This window comes from Polaromonas sp. P1_A2 (assembly GCF_056406895.1).
In genome coordinates this window covers 735309-758467 of the sequence record NZ_JBFTZI010000001.1, presented here as the reverse complement: position 1 = coordinate 758467, position 23159 = coordinate 735309, and the positions used below count along the sequence as shown (strand labels likewise).

At 65.1% G+C, this 23159-nt stretch carries 22 protein-coding genes and 3 tRNA genes; 12 read left to right on the top strand and 13 right to left on the bottom strand.

The window, feature by feature from the left end; translation table 11 throughout:
* Positions 1-41 precede the first annotated feature (41 nt).
* Together rpoZ and AC1D09_RS03555 are read left to right on the top strand one after the other, a co-directional pair.
* Positions 42-245: a DNA-directed RNA polymerase subunit omega gene (gene rpoZ / locus AC1D09_RS03560; RefSeq protein WP_007874743.1), complete on the top strand. Its 204-nt coding sequence runs from the start codon at positions 42-44 to the stop codon at positions 243-245.
* A 109-nt stretch (positions 246-354) separates the two neighbouring features.
* Positions 355-2601, top strand: coding sequence for a RelA/SpoT family protein (locus tag AC1D09_RS03555; protein WP_036840818.1), 2247 nt, complete (start codon positions 355-357; stop codon positions 2599-2601).
* Positions 2602-2619: 18 nt separating this feature from the next.
* Here AC1D09_RS03555 and greB read toward each other — a convergent pair whose 3' ends face one another.
* The 5 genes from greB to hrcA all read right to left on the bottom strand — a co-directional run bounded on the left by greB (position 2620) and on the right by hrcA (position 4889).
* Positions 2620-3189: a transcription elongation factor GreB gene (gene greB / locus AC1D09_RS03550; protein WP_477662321.1), complete on the bottom strand. Its 570-nt coding sequence runs from the start codon at positions 3187-3189 to the stop codon at positions 2620-2622.
* Positions 3190-3233: 44 nt separating this feature from the next.
* A complete protein-coding gene (locus AC1D09_RS03545; protein ID WP_477662322.1) occupies positions 3234-3485 on the bottom strand; it encodes a hypothetical protein in 252 nt (83 codons plus the stop codon).
* A 158-nt stretch (positions 3486-3643) separates the two neighbouring features.
* Positions 3644-3720 (bottom strand) — tRNA-Arg (locus AC1D09_RS03540).
* Between the two features lie 27 nt (positions 3721-3747).
* Positions 3748-3824 (bottom strand) — tRNA-Ile (locus tag AC1D09_RS03535).
* Between the two features lie 45 nt (positions 3825-3869).
* The gene (gene hrcA, locus AC1D09_RS03530; RefSeq protein ID WP_477662323.1) at positions 3870-4889 is read right to left on the bottom strand and encodes a heat-inducible transcriptional repressor HrcA; all 1020 of its coding nucleotides are present in this window, start codon (positions 4887-4889) and stop codon (positions 3870-3872) included.
* A gap of 48 nt (positions 4890-4937) precedes the next feature.
* Between hrcA and AC1D09_RS03525 the strand changes: the two genes are divergently transcribed.
* From AC1D09_RS03525 to rapZ, 3 genes are read left to right on the top strand one after another with little or no spacing between them, the layout of a single operon-like run.
* Positions 4938-5813, top strand: coding sequence for an NAD kinase (locus tag AC1D09_RS03525; RefSeq protein ID WP_477662324.1), 876 nt, complete (start codon positions 4938-4940; stop codon positions 5811-5813).
* Between the two features lie 18 nt (positions 5814-5831).
* Entirely contained in the window at positions 5832-7475 is a 1644-nt protein-coding gene (gene recN / locus AC1D09_RS03520; RefSeq protein ID WP_477662325.1) for a DNA repair protein RecN, read from the top strand.
* Positions 7475-8341, top strand: coding sequence for an RNase adapter RapZ (gene rapZ, locus AC1D09_RS03515; protein ID WP_477662326.1), 867 nt, complete (start codon positions 7475-7477; stop codon positions 8339-8341). The genes recN and rapZ overlap by 1 nt, the downstream gene beginning before the upstream one ends.
* A gap of 5 nt (positions 8342-8346) precedes the next feature.
* Here rapZ and mutY read toward each other — a convergent pair whose 3' ends face one another.
* The 3 genes from mutY to mutM all read right to left on the bottom strand — a co-directional run bounded on the left by mutY (position 8347) and on the right by mutM (position 12282).
* Entirely contained in the window at positions 8347-9405 is a 1059-nt protein-coding gene (gene mutY, locus AC1D09_RS03510; protein ID WP_477662327.1) for an A/G-specific adenine glycosylase, read from the bottom strand.
* 3 nt (positions 9406-9408) lie between these two features.
* Entirely contained in the window at positions 9409-11388 is a 1980-nt protein-coding gene (locus AC1D09_RS03505; protein WP_477662328.1) for a dynamin family protein, read from the bottom strand.
* A gap of 78 nt (positions 11389-11466) precedes the next feature.
* The gene (gene mutM, locus AC1D09_RS03500) at positions 11467-12282 is read right to left on the bottom strand and encodes a bifunctional DNA-formamidopyrimidine glycosylase/DNA-(apurinic or apyrimidinic site) lyase (RefSeq protein ID WP_477662329.1); all 816 of its coding nucleotides are present in this window, start codon (positions 12280-12282) and stop codon (positions 11467-11469) included.
* 131 nt (positions 12283-12413) lie between these two features.
* Here mutM and AC1D09_RS03495 point away from each other — a divergent pair, with 131 nt between their 5' ends.
* From AC1D09_RS03495 to pth, 7 genes are all read left to right on the top strand, one after another.
* Entirely contained in the window at positions 12414-14195 is a 1782-nt protein-coding gene (locus tag AC1D09_RS03495; RefSeq protein WP_477662330.1) for a tetratricopeptide repeat protein, read from the top strand.
* A 15-nt stretch (positions 14196-14210) separates the two neighbouring features.
* The gene (locus tag AC1D09_RS03490; protein WP_477662331.1) at positions 14211-14732 is read left to right on the top strand and encodes a lipoprotein insertase outer membrane protein LolB; all 522 of its coding nucleotides are present in this window, start codon (positions 14211-14213) and stop codon (positions 14730-14732) included.
* Between the two features lie 33 nt (positions 14733-14765).
* The gene (locus tag AC1D09_RS03485; RefSeq protein ID WP_477662332.1) at positions 14766-15674 is read left to right on the top strand and encodes a 4-(cytidine 5'-diphospho)-2-C-methyl-D-erythritol kinase; all 909 of its coding nucleotides are present in this window, start codon (positions 14766-14768) and stop codon (positions 15672-15674) included.
* An 85-nt stretch (positions 15675-15759) separates the two neighbouring features.
* Positions 15760-15836 (top strand) — tRNA-Gln (locus AC1D09_RS03480).
* A gap of 232 nt (positions 15837-16068) precedes the next feature.
* The gene (locus tag AC1D09_RS03475; RefSeq protein ID WP_007862847.1) at positions 16069-17043 is read left to right on the top strand and encodes a ribose-phosphate pyrophosphokinase; all 975 of its coding nucleotides are present in this window, start codon (positions 16069-16071) and stop codon (positions 17041-17043) included.
* 129 nt (positions 17044-17172) lie between these two features.
* Positions 17173-17868: a 50S ribosomal protein L25/general stress protein Ctc gene (locus AC1D09_RS03470; protein WP_092132828.1), complete on the top strand. Its 696-nt coding sequence runs from the start codon at positions 17173-17175 to the stop codon at positions 17866-17868.
* Between the two features lie 233 nt (positions 17869-18101).
* Positions 18102-18725: an aminoacyl-tRNA hydrolase gene (pth, locus tag AC1D09_RS03465; protein WP_477662333.1), complete on the top strand. Its 624-nt coding sequence runs from the start codon at positions 18102-18104 to the stop codon at positions 18723-18725.
* A 25-nt stretch (positions 18726-18750) separates the two neighbouring features.
* On the opposite strand, the gene AC1D09_RS03460 is transcribed toward pth, so the two are convergent.
* The 5 genes from AC1D09_RS03460 to AC1D09_RS03440 form a co-directional block, all read right to left on the bottom strand.
* Positions 18751-19020, bottom strand: a complete 270-nt coding sequence (locus AC1D09_RS03460) for a YfhL family 4Fe-4S dicluster ferredoxin (protein WP_074576597.1) — start codon at positions 19018-19020, stop codon at positions 18751-18753.
* Position 19021: 1 nt separating this feature from the next.
* On the bottom strand, positions 19022-19522 hold the full coding sequence (gene coaD / locus AC1D09_RS03455; RefSeq protein ID WP_477662335.1) for a pantetheine-phosphate adenylyltransferase: 501 nt from the start codon (positions 19520-19522) through the stop codon (positions 19022-19024).
* An 80-nt stretch (positions 19523-19602) separates the two neighbouring features.
* The gene (rsmD, locus tag AC1D09_RS03450; RefSeq protein ID WP_477662336.1) at positions 19603-20250 is read right to left on the bottom strand and encodes a 16S rRNA (guanine(966)-N(2))-methyltransferase RsmD; all 648 of its coding nucleotides are present in this window, start codon (positions 20248-20250) and stop codon (positions 19603-19605) included.
* Positions 20247-21611 (bottom strand): M16 family metallopeptidase, encoded by a 1365-nt coding sequence (locus AC1D09_RS03445; protein WP_477662337.1) that lies wholly within the window; start codon positions 21609-21611, stop codon positions 20247-20249. Before AC1D09_RS03445 ends, rsmD begins: the two co-directional genes overlap by 4 nt.
* Positions 21612-21631: 20 nt before the next feature.
* A complete protein-coding gene (locus AC1D09_RS03440) occupies positions 21632-23134 on the bottom strand; it encodes a M16 family metallopeptidase (RefSeq protein WP_477662338.1) in 1503 nt (500 codons plus the stop codon).
* Between the last annotated feature and the right edge of the window lie 25 nt (positions 23135-23159).

The window sequence follows — 23159 nt, the reverse complement described above, 5'->3', positions numbered from 1 at the left end:
TTTCAGCGCTTTTTCCCTTATCGATCACACCGGAGATCACCATGGCCCGCATTACCGTCGAAGATTGCCTCGAGAAAATCCCGAACCGCTTCCAGCTGGTGCTGGCCGCCACCTACCGCGCGCGCATGCTCAGCCAGGGCCATGCCCCCAAGATCGAAAGCAAGAACAAGCCCGGCGTGACCGCCCTGCGCGAAATCGCCGAAGGCAAGATCGGCCTGGAAATGCTGAAAAAAGTCCCCACCTGAGACACCATTCAGCTTCGCAAAAAGCACCGAATATCGGTGCTTTTTTCATTTTCAGGTCGTTAAAGTCCATTTTTTTCACGTTTTTTTCATGCCGCGATACATTTAAGGCATGAGCGCCATGCTTTCGCCTGTTGTTGCCAGCAAATCGACCCCGGCCGCCGCCAATGCCGCGGCCGCGAGTTTTGCCGCGCTCACGGCCAGGCTGGACTATATGAGCGCCGCCGACATCGACAATGTCCGCCGCGCCTACCGTTTTGCCGACGAGGCCCACCTGGGCCAGTTGCGCAACAGCGGCGAGCCCTACATCACCCATCCGATCGCCGTGGCGCAGCAGTGCGCCGAATGGAAGCTCGATGCGCAGGCCCTGATGGCGGCCCTGCTGCACGATGCGATTGAAGACTGCGGCGTCACCAAACCCGAGTTGATAGACCGCTTCGGCGCCCCGGTGGCCGAGCTGGTGGACGGGCTGACCAAGCTCGAAAAGCTGGAATTCAACACCCGCGAGGAAAACCAGGCCGAGTCCTTTCGCAAGATGCTGCTGGCCATGGCGCGCGACGTCCGGGTCATCCTGATCAAGCTGGCCGACCGCACCCACAACATGCGCACGCTGGGCGACGTGCCGCGCGCCAAGTGGACGCGCATCTCGCGTGAAACCCTGGACATCTACGCACCCATCGCCCACCGCTTGGGCCTGAACACGACCTACCGCGAACTGCAGGACCTCTCCTTCCAGCACCTGCACCCCTGGCGCTACGCCACCCTGACCAAGGCCCTGCAAAAGGCGCGCGGCCGCCGCCGCGACGTGATCAAGCGGGTGCAGGGCGAGGTCGAATCGGCCTTTTCCAATGCACAGGTGCCGGTGGTCATCTCGGGGCGCGAAAAGACGCTGTACTCCATCTACCGCAAGATGGACGAAAAACACCTGTCCTTCGCCCAGGTCACCGACCTCTACGGCTTTCGCGTGATCGTGAAGGACCTGACCGCCTGCTACACGGCCATGGGCGTGCTGCACCAGCTCTACAAGCCGCTGCCCGGCAAGTTCAAGGACTACATCGCGATTCCCAAGATCAACGGCTACCAGTCGCTGCACACAACGCTGGTCGGCCCTTTCGGCACCAACATCGAGTTCCAGATGCGCACCGAGGCCATGCATGTAGTGGCCGAGTCCGGCGTGGCGGCTCACTGGCTCTACAAGGCCACCGACCCGGACAGCGATGCCTCGCAGCGCCTGGGCACGCAGTGGCTGCAGTCGCTGCTCGATATCCAGCAGGAAACGCGCGATGCCGCCGAGTTCTGGGACCACGTCAAGATCGACCTGTTCCCCGAGGCGGTGTATGTGTTCACGCCGAAAAGCCAGATCATGGCCATGCCGCGCGGCGCCACCATCGTCGACTTCGCCTACGCCATCCACAGCGACGTGGGCCACCGCGCCGTGGCCGCCAAGGTCAACGGCGAGCAGGTGCCGCTGCGCTCCGAGCTGCACAACGGCGACGTGATCGAGATCATCACGGCCTCGGTTTCCAGCCCGAATCCGGGCTGGCTGGGCTTTGTGCGCACGGGCAAGGCGCGTTCCAAGATTCGCCACCACCTCAAGACCATGGCGCTGTCGGAGTCGCAGGACCTGGGCGAAAAAATGCTGGCCCAGGCGCTACGCGCCGAGGGCATAGAGCGCGAGCGCCTGCCCGAGGACGACGAGGCCCACCACGCCACCTGGGAAAAAATCCTGCGTTTTACCGGCAACCGCTCGCGCGCCGACCTGCTGACCGACATCGGCCTGGGCAAACGGATCGCCAGCATGGTCGCCAAGCGCATCGTGACCCTGCTGGCCGAGACCGGCGAAAAACCCAATGCGCTCTTGATGAGCCGCGAGCGCTACACCGCCCACGAGTCGGTGTCGCAAGGCGGCCTGGTGATAGACGGCAGCGAAGGCGCCTCGGTGCAGTTCGCGCCCTGCTGCCGGCCCATCCCGGGCGACGGCATCGTCGGCTACCTGGGCCGCGGCGAGGGCCTGGTGATACACACCGACGACTGCGCCGTCGCCAAGCGCCTGCAGCACCGCGACAGTGAGCGCTTCATCGCGGTCGACTGGTCGGACGAACCGGTGCGCACTTTTGAGACCAACCTGCTGGTGACGGTGTCCAACGGCAAGGGCGTGCTGGCCAGGGTGGCGGCCGCGCTGGCCAGCGCCGAAGCCGACATCACCCACGTCGACATGGAGCAGGAACCTTCGCACGACGCGACCGACCTGCGCTTTGGCGTGGCGGTGCGCGACCGCGTCCACCTGGCCTCGGCCTTGCGCAGCGTCAAGCGCACGCCCTCAGTCCTGAGGGTTCAGCGCGCCAAATCAACCGGTTAGAACGGCTCTTAGGGGCAGTTAGCCGGCCATGCGCCCATCGGGCGCCGGGTAGTCCACCTTGAGCACTTCCAGCGTCTGCACGCCTTGTGGCGTCACCAGGCTGACCTCATCGCCCACGCGCGACTTGAGCAGCGCCCTGGCTACGGGCGATATCCAGCTGATCTGCCCCAGGGCGCTGTTGGCCTCGTCGATCCCGAGTATGGTCACGACGCGCTCGACGCCCTCGTCATCGGCATAGGTCACGGTGGCACCGAAGAAGGCCTGGTCGCTGCCGTGGTGGATGGAGGGATTGCTGACTTCCGCGATTTCCAGCCTTTTTGTCAGGAAGCGGATGCGCCTGTCGATTTCGCGCAGGCGCTTTTTGCCGTAGTGGTAGTCGCCGTTCTCCGAGCGGTCGCCGTTGCTGGCGGCCCAGTGAACAATCTCGACCATCTTGGGTCGCTCGTTGTCTATCAGGTCCAGCAACTCGCCGCGCAGGCGCTCGTAGCCCTGCGGCGTGATGTAGTTTTTGCCCCCGCCGGGCAGGGGCGCGAGCGCGGGCTCGTCGTCCTCGGGCTCGTCGGTTTCTTTGGTAAAGGCTTTGTTCATGCTCCGGCCACCTTAGCATTCATGGCCGCCAGCCGCGAATGCCCCTAAAAATCTTCCATCCTCAGGACCAGGGGATTGTCAGGCGTGTAGCTCGTGCCCGCCACGACGAGGTCGGCGGCCCGGGCATGGATCATCTCGGCATCCAGCTCATAGGCTTTTTTCAGGGAGTCTCCCGGCGCGGCGCCGAAAAATTCCTGCATCACCTCGCGTGAAATTTTCACGGGAATCGCCTGGCCCGCATGCGAAATCCCAAAACTGAGCCACTCGCCGTGGTCCTCGACCTTCAGTGCTTCCATGTCTCTCCTCCGGAATGAGCATCCAGAATAGCGGAGCACCCGCCGGCCGTACAGCCCATACGGCGCCGCCCGGCCCCAGGAAAACCACTAAACCCCAGGCAGAAAGAAAAATAGCCTAGAGGGGTGAGCCTCTAAGCTATTGAAATCACTAATGAAAGTGGTGCGGCTGGCAGGAATTGAACCCACGACCCCTTGGTTCGTAGCCAAGTACTCTATCCAACTGAGCTACAGCCGCTAAGCCTCAAATTATAGCTTATTTAAATGGTAGGGCGTGAGTGACTTGAACACTCGACCAAAGGATTATGAGTCCTCTGCTCTAACCAACTGAGCTAACGCCCCACACAAGAGGGAGATTGTAAGGGCGTCCGGGGCCGGTTCCCGGGCCTACTTGCTGTGGCTGAGGGCGGTGCTGACCAGTTTGGAGGTGATATCGACAATCTGGATCATTTTTTCGTAGGGCATGCGCATGGGGCCTATGACGCCCAGCGTGCCCACGACCTGGCCGTCGACCTCATAGGGCGCTGTCACCACCGACAGCTCCTGGTAGGGAACGACCTGGCTTTCGCCGCCTATGTAGATGCGAACGCCTTCGGCGCGGCTGGACACGTCGAGCAGGCGCATCAGCTGCGCTTTTTGCTCGAAGAGGTCGAACAGCTTGCGCAGGTTGCCCATGTCGCCGGAGAAATCGCTGACGGCCAGCAGGTTGCGTTCGCCGGAGATCACGACCTCGTCGCGCGATTCGATGGCCTCGGAACTGACCTTGACCGCGGCCTGCATCAGGGTGGCGATCTCGCCGCGCAGCGCCTCGACTTCGTTTTTCAGGCGCTCGCGCACTTCCTCGATGGCCATGCCGGCGTAGTGCGAATTGAGGAAATTGGCCGCCTCCACGAGCTGCGACTGGGTGTAGTCGGCTTCGGTGAAGATGACCCGGTTCTGCACGTCGCCGTCGGGCGACACGATGATCACCAGGAAGCGTTTTTCCGACAGGCGCAAAAACTCGATATGGCGAAACACCGAGGTCCGGCGCGGCGCCATGACCACGCCGACGAACTGCGACAGGCTGGACAGCATGTGCGCCGCGTTGCTGAGCACCTTCTGCGGCTGGTCGGGCGCGAGCCGGGGCGCACCTATCTGGCCGGCGGCGGGGAACGGGTCGCGCTGCGTGGTCAGCATGGTGTCGACGAAGAGGCGGTAGCCGCGCGCCGTGGGAATACGGCCGGCCGAGGTGTGCGGGCTGACGATCAGGCCGAGCTCCTCAAGGTCGCTCATGACATTGCGGATGGTGGCGGGAGACAGCTCCAGACCCGAGGCCTTGGACAGCGTGCGCGAACCCACCGGTTGCCCGTCGGCAATGTAGCGCTCCACCAGCGCCTTGAGAAGCAACCGCGCACGATCATCAAGCATGCCGACATTCTACGAAGCCTGGGCCGGATGTTGTGATGTAATTTGCCGATGAAGTCGCAATTCCGCCATGTCGCCCTGATCGGCAAGTACCACGCGCAAGGTTCCCGGTCGGCGCTGGAGGATATCGCGCATTTCCTGGGCACCCAGGGCTGCGAGGTGGCGATAGAGCAGGACACCGCCAGCAACACCGGCCTCACGCAATTCCCGACGCTGGACGCGGCCGGCATAGGCGCCCAGTGCGACCTGGCCCTGGTGGTCGGCGGCGACGGCACCATGCTGGGCATAGGCCGGCTGCTGGCGCAGTTCGGCATCCCGCTGGTGGGCATCAACCAGGGCCGGCTCGGCTTCATCACGGACATCGCCTTTGAGGGCTACCAGGCCACGCTGATCCCCATGCTGCGCGGCGAGTACGAGGAAGACCGCCGCTGGATGATGCAGGCCAAGGTGGTGCGCGACGGCCGCTGCGTCTTCAGCGCCACCGCCATGAACGACGTGGTGGTCAACCGCGGGGCGACCGCCGGCATGGTGGAGCTTCGCGTGGAGGTGGACGGCCGCTTCGTGGCCAACCAGCGCGCCGACGGCCTGATCATCGCCTCGCCCACCGGCTCCACGGCCTATGCGCTGTCGGCCGGCGGCCCGCTGCTGCACCCCTCGATTGCCGGCTGGGTGTTGGCGCCGATTGCGCCGCACACCCTGTCGAACCGGCCCATCGTGCTGTCAGACTCGGGCGAGATCACGATTGAAATCGTCGCCGGCCGGGACGCCAGCGCCAATTTCGACATGCAGTCGCTGGCCAGCCTGCTGCACGGCGACCGCATCACCGTCAGGCGTTCGGAGCACCAGATGCGTTTTCTCCATCCCAAGGGCTGGAGCTACTTTGACACCTTGCGCAAAAAACTCCACTGGAATGAAGGCGGGGCCTGACCGGCCCGTATCCACCTTATGAGCCTCAAAAGCATCTCGCTTCGCGATTTTGTCATCGTCCACGAACTCGAACTGGACCTGTCCGGCGGATTCACGGTGCTCACCGGTGAAACCGGCGCCGGCAAATCCATCCTGATCGACGCGCTGCAACTGGCGCTGGGCGCGCGCGCCGATGCCGGCGTGGTGCGCGAAGGCGCGACGCGCTGCGAGATCAGCGCCGAATTCGACAGCCCCCACAGCCTGGCCCCCTGGCTGGAACAGGCCGGCTTCGACGGCGGCGACACCCTGCTGCTGCGCCGCACGGTAGACGCGCAGGGCAAAAGCCGCGCCTGGATCAACGGCAGCGCGGCCACCGCCACCCAGCTCAAGGAGATCGCCGACCAGCTGGTCGACATCCACGGCCAGCATGCCTGGCAAAGCCTGACGCGCCCCGACGCGGTGCGCGGCCTGCTGGACTCTTATGCGGACGTTTCCACGGACGAACTCTCGCGCCGCTGGCAGCAGTGGCGCCTGGCGCAAAAGATCTTGGTGGAAGCGCGCGACGCCCAGGACAGCCTGCAGCGTGAACGCGAGCGCCTGGCCTGGCAGATCGGCGAAGTGGACAAGCTCGCGCCCGGCGCCGAGGAGTGGGATGAACTCAATGCCCAGCACGGGCGCCTGTCGAATGCCCAGGCCCTGCGCGATGCGGTGCAGACCGCCGTCGACGCCCTGCAGGAGTCCGACGACAACGCCAACGCGCTGCTGGGCCGCGCGATCACCGCACTGCATAACCAGGAACACATAGAGCCCGAATTCAAGGCCATGATCGAGGTCCTGAACGGCGCGCTGGCGCAGATGGAAGACACCGTGCACTCGCTCAACGGCTATGCCCGCCATGCCGAACTCGAGCCGCAGCGCCTGGCCGAACTGGACGAGCGGCTGTCGCTGTGGGTCAGCCTGGCGCGCCGCTACAAACGCACGCCGGCCGAGCTGCCGGAATTGCTGGCCTCCTGGCAGGCCGAGCTGCAAAAACTCAATGCCGCGGCCGACCTGGCCCAGCTGGAAAAGAACGAGGCCCAGGCCAAGGCCGCCTACCTCGAGGAAGCCGGCCAGGTGTCCAAGGCCCGCGGCAAGGCCGCGCCCAAACTCGCCAAGGCCATCACCCAGGCCATGCAGGGGCTGGGCATGCAGGGCGGCAAATTCGACGTGGCGCTGGCCAAACTGGAGCAACCCGCCCAGCACGGCCTCGAACAGGCCGAGTTCCTGGTGGCCGGCCACGCCGGCAGCACGCCGCGCCCGGTCGGCAAGGTGGCCTCGGGCGGCGAGCTGTCGCGCATCGCGCTGGCCATTGCCGTCACCACCAGCCAGCTCGGGCAGGCCGAAACCCTGATTTTTGACGAGGTGGATTCGGGCGTGGGCGGCGCCGTCGCCGAAACCGTGGGCCGCCTGATGAAGCAGCTGGGCAAGGACCGCCAGGTCATGGCCGTCACCCATTTGCCCCAGGTGGCGGCCTGCGCCGACCAGCACCTGGTGGTGGCCAAGCGCGCCGAAAACGGCGTCACCCTGAGCGCCGTGGACCATGTCAACGGCGAACAGCGCGTGGCCGAAATCGCCCGCATGCTGGGCGGCGAGCGCCTCTCCGGCACCACGCTGGCCCATGCCAAGGAAATGCTGGGGCAGTGATGGCGGCGCTGGAAATGGTCCTCATCACCGGCATGTCGGGCTCGGGTAAATCCGTGGCCCTGCATGCGCTGGAGGACGCCGGTTATTACTGCGTCGACAACCTGCCCCCGGAACTGCTCACGCCCTTCGTCGCGCTGGAGCAGCAGCACGGCGCGCAAAAGGTGGCGATTGCCATGGACGTGCGCAGCGCCACCTCGCTGCCGCTGGTGCCCCAGCAGCTGCGCCAGCTGCGCGAATCCGGCGTGGTGGTGCAGTCGCTGTTCCTGGACGCCAACACCGAAACCCTGGTGCGCCGATTTTCGGAGACGCGCCGGCTGCATCCGCTGTCGCGCATAGACGCCTCCGACCAGCACCGCGCGCTGGTGGACGCCATCGAACTGGAGCGCGAGCTGCTCGGTGAAATGCGCGAGCAGGCCCATGTGCTGGACACCAGCATGATCCGGTCGTCGCAGCTGCAGGGTTACGTGAAATCGCTGATCTCCGCACCCATCACGCAGCTGACGCTGGTGTTTGAATCCTTCGCGTTCAAGCGCGGCGTGCCGCTGGACGCCGACTATGTGTTCGACGTGCGCATGCTGCCCAACCCGCACTATGAGTCAGGCCTGCGCGAGCTGACGGGACGGGACCAGCCGGTGGCGGACTACCTCAGGGGGCATGCCGAAGTCGGTGAAATGTTCAGCCACATCGAGCAATTCCTCAAGCACTGGCTGAATGCGCTGGTACGCGACCACCGCAGCTATGTGACGGTTGCCATAGGCTGCACCGGCGGCCAGCACCGCTCGGTCTACCTGGTTGAAGAACTGGCGGTGACCTTCAGCCCGCACTGGCGCACGCTGAAGCGGCACCGCGAACTGGACGCCGGCTAGGGGCGTCAGGCGTCCTGCGCGAGCAGCTTGCGTATGGGCGCGGGCAGGCCCAGGCCGGGCCAGGCATCGGGGCTGAACCAGGCGCCCGGCCGCTCCTCCGACACCATGGCCTTGGGCAGGGCCTGGCCGGCGCCAAAGCCCGCCACCCACGGCGACAAATACAAATCCTTGTGGGTCAGCACATGGACAAACTGCGGTAGCGGGTCGAGCCGGGATTGCAGCGAAGCCGGCAGCACCGCCTTGAGTTCGTCATCGCTGTCGAACACCGGCAGGCAATACAACCCGCCCCAGACACCCCGACCCGGGCGCCTTTCAAGCCAGACGGAACCGTCGGGCCGCTGCGCCCACAGCAGGCTCAGACCCTGGGCGCTGCGCTTGAGCTTGCGGGTCTTGACGGGGTATTTTCCGGGCTCACCCTCGGCAAAACCGCGGCACAGCTTCTGGACGGGGCACAGCAGGCACTGCGGCTGGCGCCCGGCGCAGATCGACGCGCCCAGATCCATCAGCCCCTGGGTGTAGCGCGGCATGGCTTCGGAAAGGTTTCGCTTGGGCAGCAGCTCCGTCGCCAGGTTCCACAGCGCTTTTTCATTGGCGCTTTGGGCCAGGTCGGCGGAAAAACCCAGCACCCGCGTGAGCACCCGCTTGACGTTGCCGTCCAGGATGGCGACACGCTCGCCGAAACAGAAGGAGGCAATCGCGGCCGCTGTCGAACGGCCTATGCCGGGCAGGGTCTGGAGCTGCTCCGCCGTGCCCGGAAATTGCCCGCCGTGCAGGGCCACCACGTCTTTTGCGCAGCGGTGCAGGTTGCGCGCGCGGCTGTAATAGCCCAGCCCGCTCCACAGGCCCAGTACTTCATCTTCGCTCGCGGCGGCCAATTGGGCGACCGTGGGGAAGCGCTGCAGGAATCGCGCGTAGTAATCGAGCACGGTCGCGACCTGGGTCTGCTGCAGCATGATTTCGGACAGCCATACGCGATAGGGATCGCGCGTGTTCTGCCAGGGCAGGCTGTTGCGCCCGTGAGTGCTTTGCCAGCGGACGATTTCCGCGGAAAAACCAGCAGGCAAGGCTCAGGCTGCCTCGGGCAGGGCCGCATTCCTGGCGGCCGCGGCGGCGCCCTGCGCCTTGTCCTGCGCCGAGGGGCCGCCCATCAGGTGCGCGGTCAGCTCGGTGAGCTTGGTGTCCAGCTCATTGAGCACGCCTTCCTGCTCGTCGATCTCGGCGATGCGCTCGTCCAGGCCCGATGCGGCCTGCTGGATGCGCTCAATCGCCTCCAGCCTGCGCCCGAAATTGCGGCGCCGCTCGCGCAGCTGGGCGTCCAGCTGTGACGCCGCCGATTTGTTCCAGAGCTCGACCTCGCCCAGCGCGGTTTCATAAACCACGCGCAGGCGCGTGGCCAGCGCGCGCACCAGGCGCTCGGAAAAGTCCGCTTGCGACAGCTTGATCACATTGCCGAGCCCGAGATACTGCAGATGGCTGCGCTCTATCTGCTCGAGGTCGTGTTCGTAGCGGATCAGCTCCGGCTCCTTGGGCGCCTGCAGCGAAAAGCTGAATTCGGAATTGAGCTGGCGAAAGGACGCGGTCAGCATGGACTGGATTTCGCCGCTCAGAACCTGGGACTTCTGCAGGCCCTCGCGCAGGCGCGAGAAGGTCTGCCCATAGGCTTTTTTGACGCCCAGCTTGATGCCCGGCTGTTTCAGCGCGTTCGTGAGCTCGGCCAGTTCAGCCTTGAGGGTAGGCGTGCTGAGCAGGTTGAACAGGTCGCGCAGCATCTTGAGGTGCACCGAGCGCACCGCGTGAATCTTGGAGCCGCTGGTGTCGAACTCGGCCTGCTCCTGCTCGATGCGGCTGCGCATGTGCTTGATCACCGACACGTTTTTGCCGCGCAGGCCGCGCAGCTCGATCATCTGCTCGGCCAGGTCGCGCCGGCGTATGTGCATGGCACGGCCGGCCTCCGTCCTGAGCTCGCCGATGCCGGCGGCCACCGCCGAGCGCAGGATTTTCTGGCGCTGCCCCATCACGCCCTGGCCCAGCGCCGCTTCAAGCGCCGGCAGGTGGCTGGCCTCCAGCAAGGCCTTGTCGCGGGTCACCTTGGCCACCAGGCCCTTCTGGGCCGAGACGGGAATGACCTGGGACTCGGGCAGGCCGAGGATTTCGGCCGAGGTCGCGCGTTGCCGGTCGATCTGCGCCTTGACCTGCTCAGGCGTGCTCAGCGCATCCCAGAGCGTGTCTATCTTGTTGAGCACCACCAGGCGGGCGTCGCTGCCTTCGCCCTCGGTGATCAGGTGCTCGCGCCAGATCGACAGGTCGGATTTGGTGACACCGGTGTCTGCTGCCAGGATGAACACCACGGCATGCGCCTGGGGAATCAGGCTCACGGTCAGTTCGGGTTCGGCGCCTATGGCGTTCAGGCCGGGGGTGTCGAGGATCACCAGGCCCTGCTTGAGCAGCGGATGCGCGATATTGATGAGCGCGTGGCGCCACTTGGGCACTTCGATCAGGCCGTCGGAGCCGGCCAGAGGGTTGTCGTCAGGGCTGTTGTCGTGCCAGAAGCCGAGCGCGCGCGCCTCGTCCTTGGTGACGTGCCGCACTTCGGCGACTTTTTCCAGTGCCTGGGCCAATTGCGCGGGGTCGTTGACGTCCAGGTCCAGCCGGGTCCACTTCTCGGGCGCCGAGCGCCATTCCATCAGCGCCTGTTTTTGCAGCCGCGTCTCTATGGGCAGCAGGCGCAGGCAGGGCGGCACGTCCGCGTCGTAACCGAGTTCGGTCGGGCACATGGTGGTGCGGCCGGCGCTTGCCGGCATGATGCGGCGGCCGTAGCCGGCGAAAAAGATCGCATTGATCAGTTCGGACTTGCCGCGCGAGAATTCCGCCACAAAAGCCACCATCACCTTGTCGGAACGCACCTGCGACTCCAGCCGCTGCAGGCGCTCCTCGACGGCAGCGTCGAGCAGGTCATGGTCTTTCATCCACTCAGCAAGCAGCTTCAGGCGAAGCGCAAATTCGCGCCGCCACTGGCCATGCTGGTCAAATTGTTCGTTAAAAGACATCGGTCTTCCGTTAAGTGTGGTCGGTCAATATAGCATCGCAGCCCCGAAAGGCCTATTGGCGCGACTACGGACCCAGGTTCAAGGTTTCTGGCAGGTCGCGCAATAAAAAGTGGAACGCTGGCCCTGGCGCATGCTTTTAATGGGCGCTGCGCAGACCCGGCAAGGCTGGCCGGCCCGGTCGTAAACCATGGCCTCCAGCTGGAAATAGCCCGATTCGCCCCAGGCATTCGAGAAGTCCCGCAAGGTACTGCCGCCCTTTGTAACAGCCTGCGCCAGCACCTGGCGTATGGCCGCGTGGAGCAACGCCGCGCGCGGCTTGCTGATGCGGCTGGCCCGCGTGGTGGGGCGTATGCCCGCCAGGAACAAGGCCTCCGAAGCGTAAATATTGCCGACGCCCACCACCGCCTCCCCGCCCAGCAGCAGCTGTTTGATGGGCGTCTGCCGCAGTTTGAGCGCCTGGTGAAAGCCGGCCGCGTCGAAAGCCTCGCTGAGCGGCTCCACGCCCAGGCGGCCCAGCAGCTTTTGGGCGGCCGGGGAATTTTCATCGCTGGCATAGACCACTGCACCAAAACGGCGCGGATCGTTAAGCCTCAGGGTTCCCAGGCTGGTGACCATCTCGAAGTGGTCGTGCTTGCCCGGCGCGGGAAAGCCGGTGCCAAAACTCACACTGCCGGACATGCCCAGGTGAATCAGCAGCAGGCCGTCGCTCAGGTCCACCAGCAGGTATTTGCCGCGCCGGCGAACCGCCAGCACCTGCCGGCCCACAAGCTGGCGCGGCTGGCAGCCAAGCGGCCAGCGCAGGGGTTTACCCATTTCGACGCGCTCTATGCACGCGCCCGCAATGCGGTCCGCAAAGCTCAGGCGGGTGACTTCGACTTCCGGCAGTTCAGGCATAGGTTTTGCAGCTGGGGGCGCCGGTCCGCAGGCGCAAGGTAATTGACAGCAACGCGGGGCCGGCACAAAAGCTTTCATGACAGCCGGGTAAAGCGGGAGCGCCGCGAGGGAGCATCAATTATCATGGTTCGATGAAGAAAAAAACTGGCCTTGCCGGCCTTGCCCTCAGCGGCCTGTGGTTTGTCGTCCCCTTGGCGCTGGCGCAGACCGACGACCCTGTGTCCGCGGCCCCCGCCACGCTGGGCGAGGCCAAGGCAGTGCAGGAGGCCGCACCGTCTTCCCTTCTGGACAGCGCGTTGTTCTACCAGTTGCTGGTCGGCGAAATGACCCTGCAGGACGGCGAGCCCGCCGCGGGTTTCGCCCTCATGCTGGACGCTGCCCGCAAAACCGGCGACGCGCAGCTTTACCAGCGCGCCACCGACATCGCCCTGCAGTCGCGCTCGGGCGACGCGGCCCTGCAATCGGCCCGCGCCTGGAAGCAGGACCAGCCGACCTCGCGCGAGGCCAACCGCTACGTCCTGCAGATCCTGGTGGCGCTCAACCGGATCGCCGACACGGTGGAGCCGCTGCAAACCGAAATCAAGCTGGCCCCGGATGTGGAACGGCCCGCCGTCCTGAGCGCGGTGCCGCGCGTCTATGCCCGCGTGGCGGACAAAAAACTGGCCAGCACCGTGGTGGAAGAAGCGCTTGCCGACTACCTGGGCACACCCGCCACCGCCGGCGCTGCCTGGACGGCGGTGGGCCGCATGCGCCTGGCCGCGGGGGACACCAACGGCGCGCTGGCCGCTGCCAGGCGAGGCCAGGCCGCCGCGCCGCGTGCCGAAGGCCCGGCCCTGGTGGCGCTCGAGTTGATGGACCCCAAGATGCCCGAAGCCGAAGGCGTGGTGCGCGGCTATTTCGAAGGCAACCCCAAGGCCCTGCCTGAAATCAGGATGGGTTATGCCCGCGCCCTGCTGGATGCCCAGCGTTATGCCGAGGCCTCCGCCCAGTTGCAAATCGTGACGCGCGACAAACCCGACATGCCCGAGGGCTGGCTGGTGCTCGGTTCCCTGCAACTGCAGGACAACCAGCTGGCGCAGGCGCAAAGCTCGCTCGAGCGCTACGTCGGCCTGGCTCAGCAGCAGACCTCCGAGGGCGAACGCAACCGCGGCCTGGCGCAGGCCTATTTGTCACTCTCGCAACTGGCGGAAAAACGCAAGGACTACGCTGCGGCGGAAAGCTGGCTCGCCAAGATCGACAATCCCTCCGACCTGGCGCTGGCGCAGACCCGGCGCGCGTCCATCCTGGCCAGCCAGGGCAAGCTCGAAGAAGGCCGCCAACTGATTCGCAAGCTGCCCGAGCGCAATGCGGCCGAGGCCAGGGTCAAGCTCAACGCCGAAGTGTCCCTGTTGCGCGAATTCAAGCAGTACCAGCTGGCCCACGAGGTGCTGGCGCAGGCCCTGGCCAAGACGCCAGACGAAACCGAGCTGCTCTACGACCAGGCCATGATGGCCGAAAAGCTGGGCAAGCTCGACGAAATGGAAAGCCTGCTGCGCAAGGTCATCCAGCTCAAGCCGGACTACCACCACGCCTACAACGCCCTGGGCTATTCGCTCGCCGATCGCAGCGTGCGGCTGCCCGAGGCGCGCGACTTGATCCGCAAGGCGCTGGAATTCGCCCCCTCCGACCCGTTTATCGGCGACAGCCTGGGCTGGGTGGAATTTCGCATGGGCAACAACGCCGAAGCCGTGAAGATCTTCGAGGCGGCCTACAAGGCCAAACCCGACGCCGAGATCGCGGCGCATTTCGGCGAAGTGCTATGGGCCATGGGCCAGCGCGACCGCGCCATCTCCATCTGGAAGGAAGGCCGGCTGCTCAACCCCGAGAACGAAACACTGCTAGAGACGCTCAAGCGCCTGCGCGTGAAGCTGTAATCCGGAACCCCGACCTTGCCGTCCACCCTCCCTACGCGCCGGCTCCGGCTGTTCCTTGTTTTTGCGGGCTTTTTCACGGCACTTTTTCTGGCCGGCTGCGCGCAAACGCCCCGGGCCACGGCCCAGGACGGGCTCAGGAACGAATTCTGGACCGGCCGCATCAGCCTGCAGGTACAAAGCGAGCCGGCACAGTCTTTTTCAGCCAGCTTCGAGCTCAGGGGCGGGGCCGAACACGGTGAGCTTTCGCTGGTCAGCCCCCTGGGCAATGTGCTGGGCGTGCTGCGCTGGGCGCCCGGCGAGGCGCTGCTGGATTCGGGCAATGGCAAGGTCCAGCGCTTTGCCTCCGTTGACGAGCTGATGGCCCAGGCCACGGGCGCGGCCGTGCCGCTGGGCGCGCTGTTTGCCTGGCTGCGGGGTGACAATGCCGCCGCCAGCGGCTGGTCGGCCGACCTCTCTCGCTACCAGGACGGCCGCATTTCGGCCAAAAGATCCCAGCCAATGCCGCAGGCCGACCTGCGTGTCGTGCTCGACCAGTAGCCACCGCGCCCTTGCACCGGCTTTTGTGTTTTTATGACTTCAAGCGTTTCCATGCCACCGCTCAAGGCCCTCTATGACGTGCCGGCGCCCGCCAAGCTCAACCTTTTTTTGCACATCACCGGCCGCAGGCCCGACGGCTACCACCTGCTGCAGTCTGTTTTCATGCTGATCGACTGGTGCGACACCCTGCACCTTGAACTGCGCACCGACGGCCGGATCAGCCGCGAGGATCTGGAAACCGACGGCCAGGCGGCAGAGGCCCTGCCCGCGGACGACCTGGCGGTGCGCGCCGCCAGGGCGCTGCAAGCCGCCTGCGGCACCTCGCTGGGCGTGCATATCGGCCTGCAAAAGCGAATTCCCTCGCAGGCCGGCATGGGCGGTGGCTCCTCGGATGCGGCCAGCTGCCTGCTGGCGCTGCAGCGGCTGTGGGGCGTGCGCCTGCCGCCCCAGGAACTGCAAGCCCTGGCCCTGTCGCTGGGCGCCGACGTGCCTTTTTTCCTCTCGGGCGGCCATGCCTGGGTGGAGGGCATAGGCGAAAAAATCACCCCGCTGGCCCTGCCGCCAGCCCATTTCCTGGTGGTCAAGCCGGCCGCCGGACTGCCCACCCAAGGTATTTTCAGCGCCCCGGGGCTCAAACGCGACACAGAAACTGCTACAATCCAAGGCTTTGCTGCAAATGCTGAAGGCCAGTTGAAATCCTTTGATTTCGGATTCGGCCGCAACGACTTGCAGCCGGTAGCGCAGGAGATGTGCCCGCAGATAGGCCAATCGCTCGATTGGCTCAAAAGCAGACATCTTCAAGGGCGCATGACCGGCTCCGGAAGTGCTGTATTTGCGCAACTGCCGCACGAAGCAGATTTGCCGGATACCTCAGGATTGCCCGAGGGCTGGAAAGTCCGCAAATGCGGTAATTTGGAAGCGCATCCCCTGGCCGGTTGGTAAAATAACCGCTCTCGAAATGTGTTTCCAAGCGACCATAAATGAATAAGTTATAGGTCTGTTGTTGGCAACAACAACTGTCCTGTGTAGGGGTGTCGCCAAGCTGGTTAAGGCACCGGATTTTGATTCCGGCATTCGCAGGTTCGAATCCTTCCACCCCTGCCAAATTTAAGACTGTGGGCCACAGCCCCGGTGTTGCGGACCCGCCCGGAGCGGGACCGCGTGACTCCTGACAGACCCGCATGATGTGTATCGGCGGGTCTGTGTGTTTTTGGAAACACGCCAGGCAAGCGGCGCTCACTGCCAAGCCCCTCTTGCAACGTGTTGTCCCCGTGCGTATTTTGCTTCGATCAGAAATTTCAGCCACGTTCAAGTCCTTGTAGCAGCTGGGCCCCACATGCAAACGCACCACCCCGATTTCATGGTTTTTACCGGCAATGCCAATCCGAGCATGGCCTCCGAGATTGCCCAGAACCTGGGTATTTCGCTGGGCGCGGCCCACGTGGGGCGTTTTTCGGATGGTGAAGTCACCGTCGAGATCCAGCAAAACGTGCGGGCCCGCGATGTGTTCGTGGTGCAGTCGACCTGCGCGCCGACCAACGACAACCTGATGGAATTGCTGATCATGGTCGACGCGCTGAAGCGGGCTTCGGCCGAGCGCATCGCCGCGGTGATCCCGTATTTCGGCTATGCGCGGCAAGACCGCCGCCCGCGTTCGGCGCGTGTGCCCATCACGGCCAAGGTGGTGGCCAACATGCTGCAGGCCGTGGGCGTGTCGCGTGTCCTGACGATGGACCTGCATGCCGACCAGATACAGGGCTTCTTCGACATTCCGGTCGACAACATTTATGCGTCGCCGGTGCTGCTGGGCGATTTGCGGCAGAAAAACTACGCCGACCTGATGGTCGTCTCGCCCGACGTGGGCGGCGTGGTGCGCGCCCGGGCGCTGGCCAAGCAGCTGGGCTGCGACATGGCCATCATCGACAAACGCCGCCCCAAGGCGAACGTGTCGGAAGTGATGCACGTGATCGGCGACATCGAAGGCCGCAACTGCGTGATCATGGACGACATGATCGACACGGCCGGCACGCTGGTCAAGGCGGCCGAGGTGCTCAAGGAGCGCGGCGCCAAGAAGGTTTACGCCTATTGCACGCACCCGATTTTTTCGGGCCCGGCCATAGACCGCATCGCCAAGGGCGACGCGCTCGATGAAGTGGTGATCACCAACACCATTCCGCTGAGCCCGAACGCCGAAGGCTGCAAGAAGATTCGCCAGCTCTCCGTGGCGCCGTTGATCGCTGAGACCATACAGCGCATCGCCAAGGGAGAGTCGGTCATGAGTTTGTTTTCGGACCAGGACAACCTGTTCTGATCTGAAACAAAAAGCGGCTGCCTTACCCGCGAACCCCGAAGTCCAGGGACTTCACCGGTTCATCGGCTCGAGGCAGCTTTTTAAAGCAGAACGAGACTGGTCGCGGTCCGTTCTTTATTGGAGTTGATTATGAAATTCGTCGCTTTTGAGCGCGCAAAGCAGGGCACGGGTGCGAGCCGCCGTCTCCGCATCACGGGCCGCACGCCCGGTATCGTCTATGGTGGCACCGGTGAACCCACGCTGATCGAAATCGATCACAACGCGCTGTTCCACGCCATCAAGAAAGAAGCATTCCATGCTTCCATCCTCGAGATGGAACTGGCCGGCAAAGAACACAAAGTTCTGCTGCGCGACCTGCAAATGCACCCCTACAAGCAGCAGATCCTGCACATCGACTTCCAGCGCGTGGAAGCCAAGACCAAGATGACCGTCAAAGTGCCCGTGCACTACAGCGGTGAAGAAGAGTCTCCAGCCGTCAAGACTGAGAACTGCCTGGTCAACCACGTGATCACCGAATTGACCGTGTCTTGCTTCCCGGCCGACATCCCCGAATTCATCGCCGTCGACCTGAAGGGCCTGAAGAAGGGTTCGCCGCTGCACATCAAGGACATCACGCTGCCAAAGGGCGTGAAGTTTGTCGCCAAGGGCCAGGACAACCCGGTTCTGGTGTCGGTGTCCGCAGTGTCCGAAGAAGCCGAGGCCGATGCCGCAGCAGCCGCTGCCGCCGCCGCACCGGTGGACCCGAAAGCCGCCAAGGCCGCTGCAGCCAAGGAAGCCAAAGCCGGCGCCAAGGCTGACGCCGCCAAGCCTGCCGCCAAGAAGTAATCCACTTCGCGCGCAGGCCTGAAAAGGCCCACGGCCCTTGTCCTCTCGCGGGACAAGGGCCGTTTTTCTTTGCCAGTCTTACCCCGAACGGAAACTTCCAGAAATTCAATTCTAGGGATGCAGGGCAAGGCGCACGGCGCACAGGACACCGGGATGCACTCCAGTGCATGAGGATTCCGAGCACCGTGCAACGCGGCCATGCGCCCTAGAATTGGATTTATGGAAATTTCCGAATGATCAAATTATTTGTCGGCCTGGGCAACCCCGGCCCTGAATACGAGGCCACGCGCCACAACGCCGGCTTCTGGTGGATAGACGCCCTCTCGCGCGAGCTCAAGGCGCCGCTCAGCCTGGACAAAAGCTACCACGGCCAGGTGGCCCGCATCACGGTGAACGGCCAGAACGTCTGGCTGCTCAAGCCGCTGACCTTTATGAATGTGTCGGGAAAATCGGTGGCGGCGCTGGCCCGTTTCTTCAAGGTCGCGCCCGAAGAGGTGCTGGTGGCGCACGACGAGATGGACATCGTGCCCGGCCAGGTCAAGCTCAAGTTCGGCGGCAGCCACGCCGGCCACAACGGCCTGCGCGACATCCATGCGCAGCTGGGCACGCCCGACTACTGGCGCCTGCGCATAGGCGTGGGCCACCCGGGCGTCAAGGCCGAAGTGGTCAACTGGGTGCTGAAAAAGCCCTCGGCCGAACACCGCATCGCCATTGAGGACTGCATCGCGCGCAGCCTCAAGGCCGTGCCGGAGCTGCTCAAGGGCGAGATGGAAAAGGCCACGATGATGATCCACACCAGCACGCCGCCGCGGCCCAAGCCGCCACGCAAACCCGTCGAGCCCGCCGCCGAAGACTGAGGGTCAATCCCCTGCCCTTACCGGCCTAGCGAGCCGTGATGATGGGAATGACGGCCTGCAGGCGCTGGTATTTTTCCCACAGGGTTTCCCGCGTTTCGATGTGTTGCGGGTTGATGGGAATGCAGGCCACGGGGCAGACCTGCACGCACTGCGGCTCGTCGAAATGGCCCACGCATTCGGTGCATTTGTGCGGGTCGATCTCGTAGATTTCCTTGCCCAGGTAGATCGCCTGGTTGGGGCATTCGGGCTCGCAGACGTCGCAGTTGATGCACTCGTCGGTGATCATCAAGGCCATGTCAGCCCCCTTTTGCCGATCGGTGCGCCGCCGCCAGGGCCGCCGCCACCGCCGGGCTCACCATCTGCGCGACGTCGCCGCCCAGCTTGCTGATCTCGCGCACCAGCGTGCTGCTGATGCATTGCAGGGACGCATCGGGCAGCAAAAACACGGTTTCCACTTCCGGCCGCAGCTTGCGGTTCATGGCCGCCATTTGCGCTTCGTAGTCAAAGTCGGTGATGTTGCGTATGCCGCGCACCACGGCCGAGGCCTTTTGCGCGGCGCAAAAATCCATGATCAGGCCGTCAAAGGGCAGCACGCTCACGCCAGCAATGCCTTCGGTCGCGGCCTTCACCTGGGCCACGCGCTGCTCCAGCGTGAACAGGGTTTTTTTGTGGTGGGCCACGGCCACGGCGATGACGACCTGGTCAAACAGCCCCGCGGCGCGGCGCACCACGTCATCATGGCCCAGTGTGAAGGGGTCAAACGTGCCGGAATAGACAGCAATGCGGGGGGTGGCCATGGCTGGAATTATGCCCGCCCCGCCGCCGAAACCTGCCTCTAGGCCCTTGTAACCACGAGGCAGGCAAGGCTGAGGCCTTCTCAGGCCGCCAGGGCGCCCAATCCCGCCAGCAAATGGAAATGCACGGCGCCAGCCTTGCCGCTGCGGTGCACCTGCAGGCCCAGGGACTGCAGTTCCTCGTCGCTCCAGGGCTTGGGCGCCTCCAGGTACACCAGTCCGGTCGGGCCTATGGCCCGCGCGGCGGCCTGCAGCGCGGATTCGAAAAGCGTGGATTCAAAGGGAGGGTCCAGCAGCACCAGCTGCAGACTGCCCGGGGCGACCCGCTTGAGCGCGCTGAGCCCATCGCCGCGCTCGATGCGGCACATATCGGCCTTGAGCCTGGCCTGCACCGCCTTGAGCTGCAGCGCCAGAGCCGGGTCCTGCTCGCACAGCAGCACGTCGGCCGCGCCGCGCGAGGCGGCCTCAAAGCCCAGCGCGCCGGTGCCGGCGAACACGTCCATGCAGCGCCAGCCCGTCAGGTCCTGGCCCAGCCAGTTGAACAGCGTTTCGCGCACACGATCGGGCGTGGGACGCAGGCCAGGCTTGCTGGGCACCGGCAGCTTGCTGCGTTTGTACAAGCCGCCGATGATGCGGATTTCGCCGGGGGGCACGGTCTTGCGGCCCACCACCTTGCCGCCTTTGGGTTTTGCCCCGGCGGTTTTGGCGGGGGTGGATGCGGTGTATTTCATGGCGCGGCGCCCAGGATCAAGGTCACCATTTTCTCGGGCTGCAGCTTGCGCGCGAAGGCCGCCTTGATGTCGGCCACCGTCACCTTGTCCACTTGCTGCGTCCAGGTGTCCAGATAATCGAGCGGCAGGCCGTTCCAGGCAATGCTGGCGATGTTGTCCAGCAGCTTGCGGTTGCTGTCGATGCGCAGCGCAAAGCCGCCTACCAGGTTGTCCTTGGCGTCCTTCAGTTCAGCCTCGGTGGGGCCCTTGGCGACAAAGTCCTTGACCACCTCACGCACCAGCGCCACCGCCTGGCCGGCCTGGTCGGGCCGCGTCTGCAGGCCCACGGTGAAGCTGCCGGCATGCAGGCCGGGCGAGAAATAGCTGTAGACGCCGTAAGTCAGCCCCCGCTTTTCACGCACTTCCCGCGTCAGGCGCGAGGCAAAACCACCGCCGCCCAGGATGTAGTTGCCCACGGTCAGCGCGAAATAATCGGGGTCGTCGCGCTTGAAGCCGGGCTGGCCCATCAGCACGTGGGCCTGCGCCGAATCAAAGGGAATGCGTTTTTCCTCGGCCTGGGCCAGCGGCGCCACCTCGGGCACCTGCGGCATGGGTGGCAGGCTGGCGCACGGCACCTGCGGCAGGCGCGACAGCAGGCGCGCCGCGATCGCATCGGCCTGCGCGCGCGTCACCGCGCCCACCATGCTGATGCGCGCGCGGCAGGCCACCACGCCGGCGCTGTAGAAAGCGCGCATGTCGGCGATGCTGATGCGCGCCAGCGTGGCTTCGGTCACCTCATAGCCGTAGGGATGCGTGCCGTACACCGCCTTCGCGTAGGCGCGGGCAATGATGCTGCCGGGCCGGGTGTAGGACTCTTTGAGCGATGCCACCATGCGCTCGCGTTCACGCTGCCAGATGGCGCCGGGAAAGGACGGCTGCGCGATCTGGCGAGCCGCGAGCGCCACGGCCTTGTCGAGCAGTTCGGGATCGGTCAGGGAGCGCAGCGAAAAACCCAGGCGCTCCCCCGTGGCGCTGACGCCGAACTGCGCGCCCAGGTCGGCCCAGGCCTCGCTGAGCGCATTCTCGTCCATGGCGGGTTCGCCGTTTTTGGCTTCCAGGCCTTTGTCCAGCATGGTCATGGTCATGCTCGCCAGGCCCGCCTGGGCGGCCGGGTCGCGCCGGGTGCCGGCGTCAAAATCGACCTGCACGTCGAGCATGGCGATGGCCGGGCTTTCGACCAGGTACACCTGCGCGCCGCCGGGCTGCGTCCACTGCTGGATGGGGATGGCCGCGCCGGCCGTTGCCTGCAGGCACAGGCCAATAAAGCCGGCAACCCAGTGGGTAAGAGAGCGCTTGGCCCTGTATTTCATGGCGATGGTCATGGGGATTCGGTTTATCGGGTTCAGGAGCCGTCGCCATGGCGAATGGGGAGCGCCGGCTTTCGGGGTTTGCGATTGGGGTCCGCGGGCTGGGGCAGCAAGGTGACCAGCGTCATCTGGTCGTCGCCGAAATATTTGGCCGCCACCGCCTGCACTTCGGCGGCCGTCACGCGGCGCAGGCCGGCGATCACGCGTTCGCTGCCGTCCAGCGGCAGGCCCTGTATCCAGTTGGAGCCCAGCTCGCGCGCCTGGCTGAACACGGAGTCGAGCTTGTAAATCTCGCCGGCCACCCACTGGGTCTTGACGCGCTTGAGTTCCGCTTCGCTCACGCCTTCGCGCGCCACCAGGGCAACTTCCCGGCGCAAAGCCTCGGCCACCTGCTGCGTGGTCTTGCCGTCCGCGGGAACGCCGTCCAGTACAAACAGCTGCGGCCCGCGACCCATCAGGCCGTTGGAAGCCCCGGCGCCGTCGGACAGCCGGTTGTCGCCCTGCCCCAGGGCGCGCTCCAGGCGCGCGCCGCCATAGCCGTCAAGCACCGCGGCCAGCACGGTCAAGGCCAGCGCGTCGCGGCTGCCCGCCGCCGTCGGCGAGGCCGGTGCGCCGGCGGCCGGGTCCATGAGATCGGCTGGCTCCAGCTTGGGCACCTTGAAGGACATGCTCACGTAAGCCTGGCTGGCCGGGGCCTTGTAATCCAGGCGGCGCGGGCCGTCCTGCTCAGGCTCGGTGCGGGGCTTGCGCTCGGGCACAGGCCGCGCGGGGATGCCGCCGTAGTATTTCTCGGCGAGTTTCCTGACCTGGGCGACTTCCACGTCACCCGCCACCACCACGGCCGCATTGGCCGGCACATACCAGCGCCGGTAGAAATCACGCACGTCGGCCGGCGTCATGGCGTCCAGGTCGCTCATCCAGCCGACGACGGAGCGCCGGTAAGGCGAGGCCAGGAAGGTCACGGCCGTGCCCTGCTCGTGGAGCATGGCGCGCGGCGAATCCTCGGTGCGCAGGCGGCGCTCCTCCTTGACCACCTCGATCTCGCGTTTGAATTCCTCGTCAGGCCACTGCATGTGGGCAAAGCGGTCGGCCTCCAGCCGCATCACCTCCTCCAGCTTGCCGGCCGGAATCTGCTGGTGATAGCCGGTGTAGTCGCGGGTGGTGAAGGCATTGTCGCGCCCGCCCAGCGCGGCAACCCGCTTGGCAAAATCACCGGGCTTTACCGTGGCTGTGCCCTTGAACATCATGTGTTCCAGCGCATGGGCCACGCCCGAGGTGCCGTCCACTTCGTCCATGGAGCCTACCCGCACCCACAGCATGTGGGCCGCCGTGGGCGCGCGGTGGTCGGGTTTGACAATCACCGTGAGGCCGTTGGCCAGCGTGAACTTCTCCACCACCGGCGCCGGGGCGGGTGCCTGGGCGAAAGCGGCGGCTCCCAGGCACAAGGCCAGCAGGGCGGCCGGGGCGCGGGGAAGGCGGAAAACGGGGCGGGAAAGGGGTACTGGCTGCGTCAAAAGGGCTTGTCTGGGGTGTTTCATAGAATAGATGGGTGGCGCCGCACGT

Excerpts from the sequence above, each read along its gene's own strand:
- rpoZ (WP_007874743.1), top strand. The coding sequence starts at position 42 with ATGGCCCGCATTACCGTCGAAGATTGCCTCGAGAAAATCCCGAACCGC.
- AC1D09_RS03555 (WP_036840818.1), top strand. The coding sequence starts at position 355 with ATGAGCGCCATGCTTTCGCCTGTTGTTGCCAGCAAATCGACCCCGGCC.
- greB (WP_477662321.1), bottom strand. The coding sequence starts at position 3,189 with ATGAACAAAGCCTTTACCAAAGAAACCGACGAGCCCGAGGACGACGAG.
- AC1D09_RS03545 (WP_477662322.1), bottom strand. The coding sequence starts at position 3,485 with ATGGAAGCACTGAAGGTCGAGGACCACGGCGAGTGGCTCAGTTTTGGG.
- hrcA (WP_477662323.1), bottom strand. The coding sequence starts at position 4,889 with ATGCTTGATGATCGTGCGCGGTTGCTTCTCAAGGCGCTGGTGGAGCGC.
- AC1D09_RS03525 (WP_477662324.1), top strand. The coding sequence starts at position 4,938 with ATGAAGTCGCAATTCCGCCATGTCGCCCTGATCGGCAAGTACCACGCG.
- recN (WP_477662325.1), top strand. The coding sequence starts at position 5,832 with ATGAGCCTCAAAAGCATCTCGCTTCGCGATTTTGTCATCGTCCACGAA.
- rapZ (WP_477662326.1), top strand. The coding sequence starts at position 7,475 with ATGGCGGCGCTGGAAATGGTCCTCATCACCGGCATGTCGGGCTCGGGT.
- AC1D09_RS03505 (WP_477662328.1), bottom strand. The coding sequence starts at position 11,388 with ATGTCTTTTAACGAACAATTTGACCAGCATGGCCAGTGGCGGCGCGAA.
- mutM (WP_477662329.1), bottom strand. The coding sequence starts at position 12,282 with ATGCCTGAACTGCCGGAAGTCGAAGTCACCCGCCTGAGCTTTGCGGAC.
- AC1D09_RS03495 (WP_477662330.1), top strand. The coding sequence starts at position 12,414 with ATGAAGAAAAAAACTGGCCTTGCCGGCCTTGCCCTCAGCGGCCTGTGG.
- AC1D09_RS03485 (WP_477662332.1), top strand. The coding sequence starts at position 14,766 with ATGACTTCAAGCGTTTCCATGCCACCGCTCAAGGCCCTCTATGACGTG.
- AC1D09_RS03475 (WP_007862847.1), top strand. The coding sequence starts at position 16,069 with ATGCAAACGCACCACCCCGATTTCATGGTTTTTACCGGCAATGCCAAT.
- AC1D09_RS03470 (WP_092132828.1), top strand. The coding sequence starts at position 17,173 with ATGAAATTCGTCGCTTTTGAGCGCGCAAAGCAGGGCACGGGTGCGAGC.
- pth (WP_477662333.1), top strand. The coding sequence starts at position 18,102 with ATGATCAAATTATTTGTCGGCCTGGGCAACCCCGGCCCTGAATACGAG.
- AC1D09_RS03460 (WP_074576597.1), bottom strand. The coding sequence starts at position 19,020 with ATGGCCTTGATGATCACCGACGAGTGCATCAACTGCGACGTCTGCGAG.
- coaD (WP_477662335.1), bottom strand. The coding sequence starts at position 19,522 with ATGGCCACCCCCCGCATTGCTGTCTATTCCGGCACGTTTGACCCCTTC.
- rsmD (WP_477662336.1), bottom strand. The coding sequence starts at position 20,250 with ATGAAATACACCGCATCCACCCCCGCCAAAACCGCCGGGGCAAAACCC.
- AC1D09_RS03445 (WP_477662337.1), bottom strand. The coding sequence starts at position 21,611 with ATGACCATCGCCATGAAATACAGGGCCAAGCGCTCTCTTACCCACTGG.
- AC1D09_RS03440 (WP_477662338.1), bottom strand. The coding sequence starts at position 23,134 with ATGAAACACCCCAGACAAGCCCTTTTGACGCAGCCAGTACCCCTTTCC.